General features: G+C 28.1%; 11 protein-coding genes. 5 read left to right on the top strand and 6 right to left on the bottom strand.

Features of this window, described 5'->3' with window-relative positions:
- The 6 genes from CJF60_RS03955 to CJF60_RS03930 all read right to left on the bottom strand — a co-directional run bounded on the left by CJF60_RS03955 (window position 1) and on the right by CJF60_RS03930 (window position 14,297).
- Window positions 1-879, bottom strand: a complete 879-nt coding sequence (locus CJF60_RS03955; RefSeq protein WP_084232473.1) for an ABC transporter ATP-binding protein — start codon at window positions 877-879, stop codon at window positions 1-3.
- Window positions 880-8,424 carry an ABC transporter permease gene (locus CJF60_RS03950; protein ID WP_084232475.1) on the bottom strand — a complete coding sequence of 2,515 codons (7,545 nt, stop codon included), beginning with the start codon at window positions 8,422-8,424 and terminating at the stop codon, window positions 880-882.
- Between the two features lie 213 nt (window positions 8,425-8,637).
- The gene (ftsH, locus tag CJF60_RS03945) at window positions 8,638-10,596 is read right to left on the bottom strand and encodes an ATP-dependent zinc metalloprotease FtsH (RefSeq protein WP_408633941.1); all 1,959 of its coding nucleotides are present in this window, start codon (window positions 10,594-10,596) and stop codon (window positions 8,638-8,640) included.
- A 148-nt stretch (window positions 10,597-10,744) separates the two neighbouring features.
- Window positions 10,745-11,626 carry a tRNA lysidine(34) synthetase TilS gene (gene tilS / locus CJF60_RS03940; RefSeq protein WP_084232479.1) on the bottom strand — a complete coding sequence of 294 codons (882 nt, stop codon included), beginning with the start codon at window positions 11,624-11,626 and terminating at the stop codon, window positions 10,745-10,747.
- Window positions 11,626-12,183 carry an aminoacyl-tRNA hydrolase gene (pth, locus tag CJF60_RS03935; protein ID WP_084232481.1) on the bottom strand — a complete coding sequence of 186 codons (558 nt, stop codon included), beginning with the start codon at window positions 12,181-12,183 and terminating at the stop codon, window positions 11,626-11,628. The genes tilS and pth overlap by 1 nt, the downstream gene beginning before the upstream one ends.
- The gene (locus tag CJF60_RS03930) at window positions 12,174-14,297 is read right to left on the bottom strand and encodes an ATP-dependent DNA helicase (RefSeq protein WP_084232483.1); all 2,124 of its coding nucleotides are present in this window, start codon (window positions 14,295-14,297) and stop codon (window positions 12,174-12,176) included. Before CJF60_RS03930 ends, pth begins: the two co-directional genes overlap by 10 nt.
- A 97-nt stretch (window positions 14,298-14,394) precedes the next feature.
- Between CJF60_RS03930 and CJF60_RS03925 the strand changes: the two genes are divergently transcribed.
- From CJF60_RS03925 to cypl, 5 genes are all read left to right on the top strand, one after another.
- Window positions 14,395-15,777: a DnaA ATPase domain-containing protein gene (locus CJF60_RS03925; protein ID WP_084232485.1), complete on the top strand. Its 1,383-nt coding sequence runs from the start codon at window positions 14,395-14,397 to the stop codon at window positions 15,775-15,777.
- 112 nt (window positions 15,778-15,889) lie between these two features.
- Complete coding sequence (locus tag CJF60_RS03920) at window positions 15,890-17,014, top strand: beta clamp domain-containing protein (protein WP_084232487.1); 1,125 nt, start codon at window positions 15,890-15,892, stop codon at window positions 17,012-17,014.
- Window positions 17,014-17,229, top strand: a complete 216-nt coding sequence (locus CJF60_RS03915) for an RNA-binding S4 domain-containing protein (RefSeq protein ID WP_084232489.1) — start codon at window positions 17,014-17,016, stop codon at window positions 17,227-17,229. The genes CJF60_RS03920 and CJF60_RS03915 overlap by 1 nt, the downstream gene beginning before the upstream one ends.
- Before the next feature lie 171 nt (window positions 17,230-17,400).
- A complete protein-coding gene (locus CJF60_RS03910) occupies window positions 17,401-18,150 on the top strand; it encodes an ATP-binding cassette domain-containing protein (protein WP_159444207.1) in 750 nt (249 codons plus the stop codon).
- Window positions 18,151-18,152: 2 nt separating this feature from the next.
- Window positions 18,153-19,337 (top strand): ABC transporter thiamine pyrophosphate-binding lipoprotein p37/Cypl, encoded by a 1,185-nt coding sequence (cypl, locus tag CJF60_RS03905; RefSeq protein WP_159444208.1) that lies wholly within the window; start codon window positions 18,153-18,155, stop codon window positions 19,335-19,337.
- Window positions 19,338-19,387 lie beyond the last annotated feature (50 nt).

Raw genomic sequence — 19,387 nt, 5'->3', positions numbered from 1 at the left:
TTATCCTAGTTTCAATTCTGATGGCTTTTTAGGATTAGGGTTGATGACAATGCTTTCAACTGAACCATCTTTTAAATTGATAATCTTATTAGCCATTGCTTTCATCGAACTATCATGGCTAACCATCACAATTGTAGTGTTATATTTTTTATTAGTGTCATACAGAATTTGTAGGACAATTCCTGCTGTTTTTTCATCTAAAGCACCAGTAGGTTCATCAGCAAAAATTATGTCTGAATTTTTTGCTAGCGCCCTTAAAATAGAAACACGCTGGCGTTGCCCCCCTGACATTTGTGCAGGATATTTATTTTTAACTTCAGTTAAATCAAAATAGTCAAACATCTTATTAATGTCAAGTTTTTTAGCTTTATCTTTTTGTAGATATGAACCTGTCTCGACATTATCATAACCTGTAATATTTTCTAGCAAGTTATATGATTGAAAAATAAAAGAAACATACTTTCTTCTAAATAGAGTTAATTTATTGTCACTTAAATAAGGTAAATTAGTGTCGCAAACAATCACGTGTCCTGCAGTTGGTCTATCTAGCCCTGAAATCAAGTTTAAAAGTGTTGACTTACCTGAACCTGATTTACCATAAAGCATGGCAAATTCGCCTCTTTTAATAGAAAAAGAAGTGTTTTTTAAAACAGGGGTTACTAAATTTCCGTTGATGTAACTTTTAGTTACACCAACAACATCGATAATATTACCACTACGATTAGGAGTTGCAATATACTTATCCTTTGGTCTTTTCTTATCGTTAGCTCTTTTAAACTTTCTTAAGTTTTTCTTGCTAACTGTAATTTCTTTATTGGCACCTAAAGAAATTTCTTCAGTTTTGACAAAAGTATTTTTTTCTTTCTTTTTAAAAAACATTTAGGCTCTTTTCATGATCATGATCGGTTTTATTTTATTAATTCAAATTCAACTTAAAGTGGACATGACTAGCAAGATTAAGATAATTGCTACCATTGTCAAGAGGATGTGTCACCAGACAATATTAATAGGTAAGGCTAAGGATGATGATGAGATTAATATCCTATTAAAAATTGCAATAGCACCTATTGAAATAAATGTGGCGACTGTGATTGCGATTCCAATTACAGGAGCAAAAATTGCGAAAAACAGTCTAATTTTTTCCCTAGTATTGTACCCTAAAATTGAGAAAAGGGCTATATTTCTCTCGTTTTCACTAATCATAATGTTGGTGATAATGATCAAAATTATGACTGAGATTAAAATACTTGCAATGATTACGTTATTTAAAACGTTATTGATTAGACTTGTTAAATTACCTGTAAAACCGCTTTCAATATCTTTACTATTGATGTATGTAACAAGGGTTGAATATAGAGAATTTTCATAAAGAGTTGCGTATTTATTTAAAGCTAAACTGATGTTATTTGGATTAGTTTTTATCTCTGCTAATGAATTTACATTATCAAGATCTAACCATCTAATAATTTCTGATTCAGTTACACCTTTAGACTGCAATGTCCCGTTATTTCCGAAGATATAATCAAAAACTTGATTTTGATTATCAAAGTTAAATCCAGTTAGAGCAGGCATATATCCTGAATTAGAATATAGAGAAGAACTAGCAGTAACTTGATCAGGATTTTCACGCTTACTTAAGATTCCGTTGAAGGCTTGTTGCATTGGAGTTGAATCAATTCCAATTAATTTATTAGCAATTTCTTGTGAAGTTACAAACTCATCATTAATATAAGTAGCATTGATTCCAACGACTCTGAATTTGACATTTGTATTAATGTTTTGGTTCTTAATTTGCGAAATAAATCTTTGGCTATGATTTGTAATGTGAGCATCAAAAGTTGAACCTACTCCTAGGTGAAAACGAGCTGCACTAACTACGTTAACAATTACTGGATAAACATTTTCTTCATCTGTTTTAAAGTTAACAACATTGTCCATTAAATTGTTTCCATATTCATCTTTTATAGTTAAATATGTAGAGTTAGGTTTATACCCATTTATCTTAATTGCACTACCTTCTAAATTAGATGAAACATAGGTAAATGTTTCATCAAAACGGTCATCAAAAAGTACTCCTTGGAAGATAATTAAATAGTCACTTAAATTTTGATTTCTAAATAATTTTTGATATCCTGAAATTAAAAATTGACGATATAAATCTCTGACTTTATGGGTCACATTTTCGCTATCAATATAAGTTGAATCTGAAGTAATTGATTCAGGTATATATCTTTTTTCTAAAGCGTTTCAACGTTCATAAAAAATACCGTTTGCGCCATTTAAATTTGAGTAGTAATTAAAGTAATTTAATGGTCTTTCAATTGAACCGAAATAGCTCCTATTATTTTCATCAACAATTAATTTAATTGTTGATTCATCATCTCATTGTGTTTGAGAAAGTAGTGGTCCAATTTTTTGGGTGATCTCATCTATTCTAGTTTTTTGTGTGTCAGGTAAAACATTATAAGTTAATTCTCATGGGTTAACTTTTAGTCCAATATTAACTGCAACACTTGCTCCATATTTAGTAACAATTTTTGAATTAGCAATTGTTGGTACACCATTATTTAAAGCATTAATTGTTCCGTTAGGATTCAATTCTCCGTTAACTGCAATTGAATATCCAGGAGCAAAATAATCGTTATATTCTAGGTTAGCTTCACCTGCATAACCTATTGGCATATATAATGAATTTTCAAGTGAATTTGCATTCGCTTGATTAATTAATCCACCTTCAGTTGTAGGGCTTGTTAAATCAACTTTATAGTTGTAATGTCGGTCTTCATAAGTCTTAGATGCAGCACGTGAAAAGACGTTGCTTGAAGAGATCGAAATCATGATTACAACACTAGTTAAAATAAAGGAAATTGTTAATCAAAATAGTTTGAAAAAACTATTCATTAATAATGAAATATTATATTTAGTTTTTATATTTCGTTTTCTAAAACGAACATAAAATCAATTAGTTAATGAATTAATTTTAACTTCAGAAATACCTGACATTAAGTCAATGCTTTTTGTTCTTAATTGTCATAATGCAATCAAAATGATGAATGCTGACATCGCTAAAATAGGAAGGATAATTGTTAATATAAATGAACCAAAATTAAACGTTTGTAAAGTGGTTGGAATCGACCAATAATTAGAGAATAATTGAATCACATATGATTGTAAAAAGTGACCTGTAATATAACCTAAAACACCACCTACAACTGCCGTAATTAGGGCAAAAGTGGTTAATGATAGAGATATTTGCATTGGTGTATAACCTTGCGAAATTAGGATACCTAAAACAGTTGATTTTTTCTGAATATATCTACGAATAACGAAGATAAAAACGATACTTACTAAAACAATTAAAATGATTAAAGAATATAAATTAAAATTATTAATTGCACGAATGATTGCACGTGGTGCACGTATTCTTAAAGAGCGTTCTGGATTAAGTGGATCTACTTGATTTGCAAGGTATGATTTTTGAATTGTTGTTCCGTCACCTTGTTGACTTGATCTAGTGTATTGATTAATTTCATCAACTATTTGTTGGTCAGTTTTTGCTGTTTCATTTTTAACTAACATGAAGGTTTTTACAGTGCCTGATGCAAACGATTTTACACGGTCAAAACCTTTTTGATTTAGGTAAACAACTGCCTGGGTAGATGTATCAACTTGGATGTTACTTTCATCAATAACTGGGTAGATAAAATCTGATGTAGTTTCAGTTCCGATGATGACAAATTTTGAACCACCAACATTTAAAATTCAATTAGCTTTTTCATTAGCATTTAATCACGCTTGGAAGGTTAAAGCATCAGTTGGAATATCACCTTCATAGACTGCTAAATTATTATTTTTTAAATAAGCAAAATTTACTTTTGCTAAATATGATGAAGGATCTTCGAAGACAATTAGTGAATTATTTCTTTGTTCATAAGTGATTGTATTTAAAGCATTGAAAATAAATTCTTTTACGTTTAAACCAAAAAATTTATTTTCATCAGATGCTGCACCTTCTGCTGAAATTCCTATTTTATTAAAATAATCTATGTCCATTAAAATAGTTGTAACTGCATTAGTTTCTGCAGGACTAGACATCATTTCAGCAGGGAAAATCATTGATGTAATTAAGTCTAATTCTTCATTAGTTAATTCATTAAATTTAATTATTTTATCGTTTAATAAATAAGCTAAATTAGCACGATTTTTTCTCTCTTCTAAAGTGGTATCTTTACTAATTTTTGAATCACTTGTAAATCAAATTACGGCTTGAGGTAAAACTGTTGTACCAAGTGAATTTAGTAAAAAAGATGTGATGTTAATTCTGTCTAAAAGATTGCTTGTTTTAATGCTATTTTCAATATTAAAAGTTAATATTTCTTTTAACTTTTCATCACGGTTAAAAATAGAATTTTGTCCATTAATAATACTTAAAAATGAACGTCTACTTGATGATGTAAAAATTTCAAAAGCGTTAGGATTATATTCTAAAAGACTCGCTAATAAGGCAAGCATTGAAACAAATGATTGTTGATTTTCAATAATTGTTTTTTTGCTTTCTTCACTTAGTGAATCTAGGAAATTCATTAGTGATTGATCAGGATTTGATGCATCAAATAATGACTGTGTAACTTTTCTATTTGCTGCTAAAGCAAGCGAAATATTAAAGCCACCTAAATTAATATTTTGAGCAATATCGTTGTATAAATCTTTACTATTAATTGTATTTAAAAAACTAGAACTAAAAGTAATTGTATTATTATTTTTTGTTGCATTTTTAAATAAAGCTATTAATTTATTATAGTCACTTTCATAAGTTTCAGCATCTTTTGCTTTTAATTTTAAGTAAACTAAAAATTTAAATAAATCAACAAATGATTCACCATAGCCATAATTTATACTTCCATCAGGGTTAGTTGCATTAACAGGGTTTGCTTGTAAAACTTGATTTCTAGCTTGTTTATAAACTTCGTTATCAGGTTCACTTGATAATAAAATATTTGTTAATGAAGCAAAATTTATAAAGTTATTATCAAAAGCATATAAGCTGATTAAAGCGTTATATGAACTAATGTAACTTCTGATTTCTTCATAGTTTTCTCTTGTGAAGTTAGTTATAAAAGGAAACTGACTTTTAAGCGTTTGAATATCTGCATTGGTCAAAGTTGATGTTAAAGTCTTAGCAGAAATTAAATTTAATTCTGCTAATAAATCATTTGTACTTACTTGAAGTTCAGTTAAAGCAGATAAACTTGCTAGACCTAGTTTATTATCGTTTTTAAATAATGGCAAGTAACCTGCTAGGTCGTTAAATTCTCCTGCATCTGATAAATTTAATAACTTAATAATGGCATTTTTAACTAAAATGTCATTATTAGATACTGTTAAGTCTGATGAAATTTTGGTTGCAGCAACAATGAATGAAGATAAAACATCAGTAGTTTTTACACCAAAATAACGATATGGTGTTTCATCATCTTCTTGAAAATGATCTACTCATTTTGCACGTGATTCTAGTTCACTGATAAAGACATCTAAGTTAAAAATATTAATTAATTCAATTAAACCTTCACTGACATTTTTGTAATTATTACCAGCATTAACGTTTTTAAAAACAGTTCTTAAATTAACTAAATTAGGTTTATCAACTGAAAGTTTTGAGTAAATTGAACTATCTAATTCTGGGTTGAAGATTTTATTAAAATCTATATTGTTAACGATAGATATTAAACCATTTTTGATTTCATTCTGATTTGCATTTCTAAAAAATGGTACTAACATGTTGAAATCAGAAATTAGGTTTTGTTTACCATCAACTGTTTTTTGTCAGTTTTCACTATATCAATTTCTGATTTCAGCAATTGCTGAATCAACATCAAAACCATTGACAATTGTGATTAAACCGTCAATCATGCCAACTGGATCAATTGTGTAATTTAAAATGTCTTCAATTGTAATATTTAAAGGTAAGATTGATAATAAATCTGAACCAAAACTTTTAAATACTCCAAGTAATGATTCAATTTGAGTCTGAAAATATTGCTTTTGAGCTTCTAAACCACCTTGTGCTTGAATCATTGCCTTCATGCGACTCAAAATATTATTGACAAAGTTTTGGAAAGTATGTGAACCATAATTTTGGTTCATGTAGTAAATAATATCGATATAGAATTTAGGGAAAACATTTGCGTTTGCTCTCCCTACTGAAAGTAGTTTTTCTATCTGATTTGCTTTAGCTGCAACTGAAGCACTATTAATAAAAATTTCTAGAAATTGCTCTGTAAAAAACCCATTTTCATACAGAGCACTATTTCTAATAGTCTGAGTAACGTTATTAGCAATTGTGGCAAAGTTACCTGTTGTTAAGATTTCATTTAAAACTTCAGGATAAGGTACTCTAGCGACTAAAGGCAAGGTAATTCTGTAAGAATTATCAGGGTCAGTTCTTGCTCAAGCACCATTGATTGTTTTAGAATCAATGGTTAGTTTATTATTAATAAAGAAACTAGTTAAAGCTTGTAAATCCATTGCTTCTTGAGGTCTGATAATTCAGTTATTATCTTCTTTAACAACTGCATAGAATTTATCTTTGTCAGAAATTACACCTTGATTTTGTAAACTAGTTGTTTGTTGTTCTTTAGTAACAACAATTTTTTGATTAGGTAAAGTTGAAACAGTTCCATCAGTATTTTCTCTTAAGACAGGTTCGTATAGAACTGTGGTTACTAAATAGTTAGGATCTAGGTAGTAATTATCAAGTACTCTTCTTGTTAGTGATGCAGAAATATTTGAATCAAGTTCATCGCTTTTGAAGAATAAATCATCTTGAGTAAATTCAGTATTTAGCTTTGTAGGGTTAAAATATTCGTTATATAAACGACCTACATTTTGATTAACGCCTTCTACAGTAAAGTTTTTATCACCTGTGTTGACAAAAGCATAAGAAACGCTTTTGTTTTTTTCTTTATCTATATCGGTGTGAGAAATAGTTTGTCTGATTCCAACGTTTTCAACACCTACTTTCTTAATAACTTCGTCAATTAAGGCTTTTTTAGTAATTGTTTTTGATAAATCAACAATAATTGCTAACCTTTGGTTAGCAATATCGACATTAACTAATTCAGAAAATTCTTTAGCATCTAGGTTAAGTGGATCATTAATATGTTCGATTTCTGCAATTGAAGTTTGATTTTGGTTTGGATTTACAATTGAAGATTGTAAATCTTGGCGAGTTAAAACAACTTTGTTTGTTGAACTTAAAACACCGTTCAAGTAAATAACTTGAACTTTTTCTCAGTAATGAAATGATTCAATTAGTTTCTTTTGATCTTCATTTTGTAATAAAGATTCAATTGCTTGTAAATAGTTACCACTTCAACCAGTTGTGTCATTTGGATCATAATTTAGTTTATAGTTATGTTGCAGAAAACGTTGTTCAGAACGCATCTTTTTAATGTTTTCAAGAGAGATTCCATAACTTCCGTGCAATATTTCATAGTATCTATTTGAAGTGTGATCAATTACAGCATTACCTAAATAAGACAGTGAAAAACTACCACTCATTTTAGTAGCAAAACTAATAGTTGTTCTATTAGTTTCTACCTGCACAGCAGGTGTTAATTTAATTTGTGGCGTAATATTTGTATCTAAAAAGTAGTAACCACTATTTGCTTCTCTTTCACTAAAACCTAATAAGCGAGCTAGGTTCTGTGAATCAATTACATAGAGTTCGCCTCTACTTTCTCATTGATGTGCTTTAGCAGTATCGGTTGTTGCTTCTTTAGTGACAACATTCAAAAATAAAGAACCTAAATTACTTAAAAAAGCAACGTTGTTCTGTCCTGTATTAATTCTAGAAACTAAGTTTAAATTAGTTTCTTTATCAAAAGTAAAAACATCGCTACTATTAATAGTATTATTAATAGTTTCTCTGACATATTGCTCACCGACTTTATTGTATAAAGCAATTGAATAACCTAGATCTGAAATAATGATCTGATTATCTGTGTAATTAATTGAAATTTGTTCAGTATTTGCGACTGAATTATAAAGATCTTTAAAAACTGTTGCATTAATATATTTATTAGCAGGTGCAGCAGGAAATAGTTCTGTGGCTAAAATATAGTCACCAGAAAAATCTAAAAAGTTAGTTTCTGCTGAAGGATTGGTTAAAGTATAAGTCGTTACACTTTCATTAAACGTTCCTTGTGAAGGAGTGCGACCAGCACTTTCAACTGATAGATCGACTGTTAAATCTTGTAAACGGCTGACATTTGTATATGAATCTAGCTGGCTTTGATAGGCATTACGTACATCTCAAAAAAGAGTGAAGATTAAACTTGATAAGAAAACAAGGACTGAAATACCAATGACAACAACCTTGCTATGTTTTATCGAGCGAAAAATTTCCTTGAAAAGCCTCTTCATAAATAATATCTCCTGCTTAAAAGTTTTACCTTTAAGGGTTACTACATTTTACTAAAAAATCTTATAAGCAAGCGAAAAAATATTTTTCCTTATTTTCTAAAACTTGAAAATTTTTCAAGTTTTAATTGGTACCTATTTATCTTTTAAAAGCCCTCAAAAAACAATAAAAAAGTAAAAAATCTGTCTTTTAAAGACAGATTAATGTATTTTTTACTATTCAGTTGTTTCTGAGATTAGATCATCTAAAGATTTTTTCTCTGCAGCTTTTTTAGTTTCTTCTTTATTTTCAGGAGGTAATTGTAAATGTTTTGCAATGTAGTCGATTTCTTCGGCCACAATGGTTTCATTTTTAAGCAGAGCTTCTTTAATCAGTTCTAGTAATTGAAGGTTTTCTTTAATAATTCTTAAAGCTTCTGTTTCACCTTCAGAAATCAATTTACGAACTTCGACATCGATTTCGTGGGCGATTTTAGATGAGAAACTTCCTTTAGCAATATCTCTACCTAAGAATGGGTTTTCAGTATCTTCTTCATACTTAATAGGTCCAAGTGGTGACATACCTCACTCAGTAACCATTCTTCTAGCAATTTTGGTTGCTTTAGCAAAGTCGTCTGCTCCACCTGTTGAAACGTTATCTTTACCGTAGATAATTTCTTCAGCACTACGACCACCCATAAATGAAGCAATCATTGCTTTTAATTCTTTTTTAGAAGCATTATACTTTTCAGTTTCAGGAAGCATTAAATTATATCCACCTGCATTACCACGGGGAATAATAGTAATTTTTTGAACTTTATTTCCACCAGCCATTTTAATACCAACAACGGCATGTCCTGCTTCGTGGTAAGCAATTGAAGTCAATTCTTCTCTAGAAATAACTCTATTTTTCTTAGCTGGTCCAGACATAACACGGTCAATACCTTCATCAATTTGTGATGTAGTAATAACGCCTGTTTTTTCTCTAACAGATAATAAAGCCGCTTCATTGACAACGTTTTCTAATTGAGCACCAGAAAATCCCGGAGTTCTTTTAGCAACTCTTGATAAGTCGATATCTTTCGATAAACGTTTACCTTTAGCATGTAGTTTTAGAATTTCTTCACGCTCTTTAATATCAGGTAAACCAACTAAAATATTTCTATCGAAACGCCCTGGTCTTAATAAAGCAGGGTCAAGCACATCAGTTCTATTGGTTGCAGCCATGATTAGAATTCCAGAATTTTCTGTAATTCCATCCATTTCCACAAGGATTTGGTTAAGAGTTTGTTCTCTTTCATCATTTCCTCCACCAATTCCTGATCCACGGCTACGACCGATAGCATCAAGCTCATCGATAAAGATGATTGCAGGACTTTCTTTACGAGCTTCTTTAAACATTTCACGTACACGTTTAGTTCCAAGTCCTACGTATAATTCAACAAATCCTGAAGCAGAAATGAAGAAGAATGGCACATTAGCTTCACCAGCTGTTGCTTTAGCTAATAAAGTTTTACCGGTTCCTGGAGGCCCACCTAATAAGATACCTTTAGGAAAGCGAGCACCACTTGCTGAATATTTTTTAGGATTTTTTAAATAATCAACTAATTCAGCAACTTCTTCAATTGCTTCTGAATTACCTGCGATATCTTTAAAGGTTTTATCACTCTTAATTAGAATAGCTTGGTTTTTACCAGGATTAAATAATCCTCCACCAGCGCCACTTTGAGCCGACATTTGAATTCTTAAATAGAAGATAAATAGCGCAGCAATTATTAAGATAGGTAATAAACTTCTAAAAATTGATAAGGCGGGGTTTTCAGGTAGAGATGAAAGTGCGCCTAGTGAATTGAAGTTTGCGCCACCACCATTTGAATTAACCGATGTACTTGCTGATTGCAAGACATTTCATCAAAGTGTTGTTGCAGTTGTGCCATTACCAATTTGGTCAGCAACTGCCTGACCAATCTCGGCAGTTGTATAGAATTGGAAAATTTGACTACTTGCTCCAACTCGGTAGGAAACCGTTGTGTTACCACTAATGTATGTAACAATCAGGTTTTGATATTGATTTTGGAATTGAATCTGACTAAAATAAATGTCGTCAGTTGTGCTACGTGCTGCATTAATTAAGTCAGTTTGAAACTTACTTGCACTTTCAATTGGGTATCTGTATTCGATACTTGTAAAATGCATAACAAGTCCTCAAATAATTCAAGCAGCAGCGATTATTAAGAAAATTGCTCAAAATCAACTGAATTTTAATTTTTTCTTTGGATTTTTCATTACGCTCCTGTTTTTTATATAAGTCTAGTATTTTAAAACGGTTTAAATTATATATTAATTAACCAATTTTTAAAGTTTTGTTTTTTTTATACAAGAAATGGTTTTTATCTATTTTATAGCGTTTACTTTCGTTGTTAAAAGCAACTACATAATCGACCATACTTTCTAGTTTTTGACTAGAAAGTTGCACGTTTTCTAGGTATTCATAAATAAATTTAAACAGTATTTGCTTTTGTTTTTTTGTTTTTTTAAAAAACTTAATAGAATAATTTTCTTCAGATCAATTTTTGTAAATTTGATCAATTTTTTGGTTTTCAAATTTTTTAAAAAAGTTTTTAAAAAACAGCTCAGTTATTAGTTTTATTTTAAAAAAATAATTTTCTGAAATTATTTTGTTGTTTTTATTTCTTGTATAAATATCTAAGTCATTTGATTCATCATGACCAAAAATAATTTTTTCTTTAATCAATTTTTTAATTATTGAACTTTTACTTATTTTTAATAAAGGTCTTTCAATAATCATATTTTTAAAGAATCTTTTTTTTCTAATTCCAAAAAAAGATGGATTCCTTTTTTTATTTTTTTGTCACAAATAAGTTGCTAAATTATCATCAAGATGATGAGCAACATACAATTTCTGAAAACTATATTTCTTATATAAATCAGAAAAAATTTTATATCTAATTTCCCTGGCTCAATTTTGAAAATTAATATTTTTAAAATCATCTAATTCGTATATTTTTGGATTAATAGTTTTTATAAAAAGTCTTATATTTTTTATATGACAATAATTTTCAACTATCTTTTGATCACGAATTGCTGTTTCTCTTTTTGAATAATTAACATGTGCAACTGCAATTTTTTGATTGCCATATTTTTTAAAAAGATGATTCAAAAGATACATTGAATCAGGACCACCTGAAACAGCAATTAAAAACATTATTCCGCCTTTTTTAAATCTTTAAATCTGTCAACTACAACCTTCATATCATTAAATATAAAAGTTAAAATGTTTTCACTAACTGCATCAATAACTTTATTAAATTTTTCTCTTTCACCAGAAGCAAAGGGACTTAAAACATGATCAGTCATTGATGTGTCAGGTTGACCTATCCCAACTCTAATTCTTTTTATTTCTTCAGTACCTAATTTATTAATTATGTCTTTGATTCCTTTTTGTCCAGCACTACTTCCTCTTGGTTTAAAAACAGCTTGTCCAACTTTAAAATCTTTGTCATCATAAACAACTAAAATTTCACTTATATCAATATTATAAAAATTTTTTATAGCAACAACAAAGTCCCCTGAATTATTCATATAAGTAGTAGGTTTTGCTAATATAAAATCCTTTTCTTTACAAAAAACTCCGTTAAATTTTTCTTTATTAAAACTTAAATTTAATTTTGCTGCAACAGAGTCTAAAACCATAAAACCTGCGTTATGCTTAGTGTTTTCGTATTCTTTTCCAGGATTCCCTAGACCAACAATTAATTTCATTTCTTGCCTCTTTCTTTTAAATATTTTTCTCTTAAATTTGTATCAATTATTTTATCTTTTAAATTTGGAATTAAATTATTTAAAAAATAATTTAAGTCTCCAACTAAAATAATTTTTTCTTTTGCTCTAGATAATGCTGTATATAAAAGTTTTTTTTCATTCATAAAAGCATACTGTCTTGAAACTGGAAAAATAACTGTTTCAGTTTCGCTACCTTGATATTTATGAACTGTATTCGCATAAGATATTTCAAGGCTTTTTAGAGCTTGCCTTGTGTTTTTGGTTAATTCAATTTTACTTTCTTCTTTGAAAAAGTCTACTATTATTTTCTCATTTTTTGGGTTCTCTTCATCTTTAATTATTTTGACAATTTTCCCTATTTCTCCATTAAAAATTTGTCTGTCGTAATCATTAACCATTTGCATAACTTTATCACCAACAGAAAATTTTCTTTTGTTTAAAATAAGAATATCTTTTTCATCTTTTTCTTGTTTAATTCTTTCATCTAAAAGTTCATTAAATTTATTAGAACCAAAATCTTTATTTCTTAAAGGTATAATAATTTCTTTATCAAAATTGTTTGTGTCTTTTGTTTTGTTAATATAAATATCAATCAATGTTTCAAATAATTCATCATCACTTGATTCAACAAAAAATACATTTTGTAAATTTTTAAAATCAGTGCTTGAATTATTAATATGATTAAAAAATTCAAAAATGTCTTGTTTAGTTTTGCTCCTAAAATTTTCTTTTAGTTTAGAAACATTATCAGGAAAAAGATTAATTAAATCTTGCATTAAATTTCCTGATCCAATTGCTGGTAATTGATTTTCATCACCAACAAAAACTATTTTTTCTAGGTTGTCTAATTTTTCTAAAACGTCATATAAAACATTAAGTTCAACCATACTAAACTCATCAATAATTAAAAATTTTACAAATCCATAATCAAATTCATCTTCATCTTCTTTTGCTAGTAAATCAAAAAAACTATGAATAGTTTTACTTCTATAATTAATTTTTTGAGAAAGTTGTGAAGATGCTTTTCCTGTTGGAGTAACAATTGCAATTTCTGATTCAGAATATAATCCTTCACCTAAAACTTGATTTAGTATTTCTTTTATTATTGTACTTTTACCTGTTCCAGGAAACCCTGAAATAATTCAAAAATTTTTTTCTAAACTTTTTGTTATAGCTTCTTTTTGTGCTTTTGAATAAAAATTATTATCAGAAGTTTCTCCTCATAAAATGGAGTTATTTTTACTTTCAGAAATTTGTTTAATTTTATGGTAGATAAACATTTCTTTTTTGTAGGTTTCACTTCTTGTCACTCTTTCATCATCTATTTGAATAATTATTTTTTTGTTTAACAAGTCATGAAAAATGTCATCATTTTCATCGAATTCAACTTCATGGTTATTTCTTATGTCATCAATTATTTTTGTTTTTTTTAAAATTGTGTCGTTATTTCTTTCTAATTTTTGAAGTGAGTTATTTATAACTTCAAATCTTCTTAAATCGCTATCAAAATCACCTCACATAACATCTAAATAAAATTTATCTAGATCAGCAAATCAAAAACTTCCAGGAAAAACTTCTTTTAATTTATATGGATTATTTAATGAAAAAAAGTTTCTTTTAATCGAATTTGAAATATAACGAATTGCTCTTAAATACAAGAAGAAAAAGTTGTCGCCAAAATCTTCTTCATATTTACTTAATCCTGTGTATCTAAGTAAATTTTTTACTTCTTTATTTTGAAATTTAGAAACTTCTTCTTTTTTAATCAATCTTAATTTATTTATAGCTAACACAACATAATCAAAATATGTCTTTTTCTCGGTATCAAAATCACTTTTTGCTAGTTTTTCTTTGTTCTTCCAAAATGACTTGTCATCTTTTACTCAAATTAGAATTCCTTTATCGTTTGAAAAGTAATAATTTTCGCTTTTGCTATCTCACTCAAATTCTAAAAAATAGTAGGATTTATTAACAAATAATTCTGCATTATTTTCTGTTGATAAGTTAATTGTTAATTTTTCCTTTTTTTCGTTTGAAACGACCAAAAAGTTACTTTTTTGGTCAATTTCTTCAATAAAAATTACTTCTCTCATATTTTCCTTTGTTGATAAGTGTGTTGATAAAGCCTTGTAATCAATTTATTTATTAACATTTTTAAATTGTTCTAAATTTATTAATTAAAATAAAGTTATGAAAAAAATAGACATTAATAAAGATTCGTTGTCTGCTCAGACAGATATTTTAAAAAAACATCTTCAAAATAGTTTGAAAGGCGACGCTTTCTTTATTAATAATATTTTAAATTCACTAAAAGTTGAAGCAGTTAATAATAATTTTGTGTCGATTGTTTTAAGTGATGAAAACGACCAAAGTGTTTTGGAAAACTACCTTAATAAAATTTCTCCTTCAATTCGGGATTTATATGGCGATTCATATGATTTTGGAACTATTCTAACTGATGACAAAATGAAGATTACAAAATCTAAAGAAAAAAAGATTGCTCAGCTAAGTGAAATAAAAAGAAGTTCTCTAAGATCTTTAAACCAAAAAAATATTTTGTCTAACTACATAATATTACCTTTTAATAAAGATATTCATCATTCAGTAAATAAAATAATTGAAGATGATTTTAATTACAGTTGTTTATATATTTATGGTGAAAGTAGTTTAGGTAAAACTCACGCTATGCAAGCTGTTGCTTTAAACTTTCTAGAGAGTGAAGATAAAAGTGTAATTTACTTACAATCTAATTTTTTTGCTCATTACATAGCTAAAAAATTGCAAGAAAATAATAGCGATGTGAAATTAGAAATTCAAGAAGAATTATTTGATGCAGATTTATTAATTTTTGATGATTTTCAAACTTATTTTCAAGGTGATAAAATTCAAACATTGAATTTTATCTTTGGTGTAATTGATGAAAGAATTAACGCTTCTAAAGTTACAGTTTTTGTTTCAGATAAAAATATTAGATCACTTCCACCGATGGACGACAGGATGAAAACAAGATTACTTAGTGGATTATCAATTGAATTAGGTTTACCTTCGATCAATGAATATCGAGAAATTTATAAATTTAAAATTTCAAAATCAAATTTATCTAAATACAATTTTGATGAAGATGCAATCGAATATTTAATTAGAAATACGACAGGTAAATTTAGAGAAGTTGAAGGCTTCATTAGTAAATTAGATTTTGCTGTTTCTCGGCTTGAAAAAAATATTTCAGAAATTACTTTGCCTTTTGTAATTGAAAATATTGGTATTAAAGAAGTTGAACAAAAAAATATAACTCCTGATAGGATTATTAAAATCGTTGCTGATTATTACAGATTAAAAATTGGTGATATCAAAGGAGAAAGCAGGAAACCTGAATTATTTAAAGCTAGAACAGTTGCCATGTTTATGATGAGAGATTTACTAAAAATGACTTTAGAAAAAATTGGATCTTATTTTGGTCGCAATCATGCAACTGTAAAAAATTCTTTAACAGTGTTTGAAAAAGATTTACAATCTGTTCAAACAAAAAGAACTTACGAGCAGTTATTAACAAATGTTCGTAAACCTAGCTAGCAGTTTAATTAACATCTTATTTTGATGAAAACGCCGTATTATAGGGGTTTTTAGAAACTTATTAACATATCAACAACGATTAATATTAATTATTAATTAGAAAGTAGAATTTATGAAGATATATGTAAAGAAAAGAAATTTCTTAAAATTTTTGGATAACAATTTTAGAATTGTTGATCATGGAAATACCAACATGTCTATGAGAGCAATTTATTTTGATGTCTTAAGTGACAAAATAATTGCAACAACAACTAACAATGAAATGTCTATTCAAAATATTATGGATCTGGACAATATTAAAAACCGTTCTGAAGGAACAGGAAGTTTTTTAGTTTTAGCAAAAAACTTGAAAGCTATTTTAAATTACTGTGATGAAGATATTGTTTTGACAATTAAAAATAATTCTTTAAACATAACTTCAGGATCATATGTAACAGATATTAGTTTATTAGAGACAGAAAGTTTCCAAGAAATCAACTTCGTTTTACAAAGTAATAAATTTGATTTTGAAAGTGAATTATTAATTAATGCAATTAAAAAAGTTGGTTATATTGCCATGAACCATCCTGCAAAAGAAGATTTAATTCTTTCGTCATTAAATCTAAATTATGCAAATGGAAAATTAGAAATCATTTCAACTGATAAAAAAAGAATTGCAATGGAAACAAGAACTATCAATTACATTGAAGAATTTAATATTTCTTTACATTCAAAAACAATTAGATATTTACAATCTTTAAGTTTTGAAAAAACAATTGAAATTTATCCAGGAAGTTATGAATTAAAAATTAAAAATGGTAGAGAAATAATTAAGACAAAAATTGTAAATTTACCTTATCAAGATTTATCAACCAATAACCCTTTTAAATGAGAAATGGATATCAGAATTGAAATTGAAAAACAGCATTTAATCAATTTAATTGACAAAGTAACTGTTTTAAATGATTCAAAAAATAATATCGTTAAGTTCAAAATTGAAAACCGTGAAAATCAACAATCACTTGGTTTATCTTCATACATTAGTGAAGGTGGAAAATTTGAAGTTAAAACTGAAAGTGTAAAAATTCAAGGTGAATCTTTTACAGTTAATTACAACGCTCAATTTTTAAAAGAAGCATTAAATGTTTTTAACGGAGATATTGATCTATTTATTAATAAAGCAAGAGGTGCTTTATTGATTGTTTCAGCAGAATATCAAGAAAATAAACAACTGATTGCTTCGGTTAAAGGTTACTAATGAATATTGAAATTAGAGGTAATGAAATAAAAGTTGGTCAACTTTTAAAAAAAATCGGTGAAATTCAAACAGGTGGAGCAGCTGAAGTTTTTTTAACTAAACATGTTGTTAAGGTCAATGGTAAACGAACTATGAGTCGTGGTTCTAAAGTTAGAGACAAAGACATTGTTTGAATTGATGAAAAACTTTATAAGATAGTTTCGATTCCTGAATAAGATTTTTAGTAAAAAAATTACAAAACGGCAAAAAAGTTATAAAATAGAATTATCAGGGGTGCTAGTAATGGCTGAGAATATACTCTTTTGACTGATACAGGTAATGCTGTCGTAGTTAGACTTTTTTTATTTTCAATTCATTTTAATTACTCCTAGAAAGGAGTAATTTTTTTGTCTTTTATCGAGTTAAACAATATTTCAGCATCATATAAAAACAGTAAAGAAGAACTGCTGAAAAACATTAATTTAAAACTAGATATAAACGAATTTATAGCAATTATTGGTTCATCAGGAGCTGGTAAGACATCGTTATTTAATCTATTAATTAATCATTTAAAAATCACTGAAGGAGATTTTTTAGTAGATGGGGAAAACATTAAAAAGTTTTCCAAAAACGATCTCAAAAAATATGTCAAAAGTTTTGCTTTCTTAAATCAAAGTCCAAATTTAATTTTTGAAGATGATGTTTATAAAAATCTTAAAAGATTTTATAACTTGCAAGAAAATAAATTTTTTAGATTCTTCAACATCATCACAAAGCGAGATTTTGAAAATATTAAAAAGATTTTAAAAACTTTAAGTATTGAAGATTTTATCTTCACACCTGTAGGTAACTTATCTGGTGGTCAAAAACAGCGAGTAGAACTATCTAAGATATTTTTACAAAAGCCACAAGTCATCTTAGCTGATGAGCCTACAACTGGTCTTGATGTCAATATTGCTGAAGATGTGATTAACGCTATTAAATACGTTGCCACAACTGAAAATATTTTAACCTTAATCAATATTCATGATTTAGGTTTGATCAACAAACAAGTCTTCACCAAAGTGATTGGTCTTAAAAATGGAATTATTTTTAAGACATGAGAAATCGATGATTTCTCAATTGATGAAGCAAAAAAAATATATCAAAAGGAATAACAATGAAATTAAAAAGTAAAAAATTACTATTCACTTCTCTGGGGATTGTTTCACTAATAGGAGTTTCAACAGCAATAGCGTGTTCAAATGCTGAAGATCCAAATATTAAAAAAGTGAACCTAACTCTAGGGACAGAGTGATTTACTCAAAAAACTGGCTCAACTGCTGTTGCAGATTTTACAAAAACACTGAATAGCAAAATCAAAGAGTTAAAAGAAAAAGATACAGACAACAAGTATAAGGATGCAAAAATTGTTGAAGTAAAAATTGCATCAAATGAAGAAAAAAAGGCTAGTCTAAATGACTTAAAAGCGGGTAAATCAGCAATGACAATTATAAATGTCAGACACGCTGTAGAAGAACCAGATATTAAAAATGTTGAGTACCTAGCAAGAACTGAAACTCGCTCATTTAAAGATGATACAAAGCAAATGTTTTATAAAGATGAGGGTGGGCCTGAATACTTAAAAAACACTGCAAAATGAGTAAATGATTATTTAAAACTACACCCTTATCAAACATGAGATGACACCCGTGAAAAATGAGATGGAGTTAAATGAGAGTTTTTGTATGGTGATTTAACAACTAAAGATGGTAATAAAAATACTACTCCTTATTACCGTGGAATGGTTGCAATAGTTGGTAATGATGAAACTATTGAAAAAATTAAAAAAGCTTGAAATGACAAAAACTGACAAGATTTTTACAATTTTGGAATCGTTCATGGAAAAACTGAAAAACAAGGAAAATATATTATCCAAGAGAAGTTGTTTAAAGATCATTTTGGTGATCATGCAACAATAGCAAGTATTCCATCAGGTAAACATAAAATAGATGATGGAAATACAATTGGAACATTAAGTGGATACAGAATTTTTCTAGATGACATGTACTCATTTGCGTGACAACACAACAAAGATGGAGGTACAAAGAAAAATATTTTCAATCCTCCACAAGGAGAAAGAATCGAAATTCTTACCCTAACCAACTCTTTATTTTATGACATAGTTGCATTTAATAAAGATTTATTAAATGAACAAGAAAGAAAATTGCTTCTAGATGCTTTCATAGCACTTTCTTTAGAAGATAAAGATTCATTTGGTAAAGGTAGTGGTTATAACTTCTACAGATATATAAATGATTTTAATAAAGAGATAAAGGAACCTTACGAAAAAGCTATAAAATAAAAAATGATTTGATATAAAAAAGGTAGGAAAATATTTTTAAATCCTAATTT

The organism is Mycoplasmopsis agassizii (assembly GCF_002272945.1).
GTDB classification, from domain to species: Bacteria; Bacillota_I; Bacilli_A; order Mycoplasmatales; family Metamycoplasmataceae; genus Mycoplasmopsis_B; species Mycoplasmopsis_B agassizii.
Note: the sequence above shows the minus strand (reverse complement) of the source record. Positions and strands in the feature narration are given on the sequence as shown.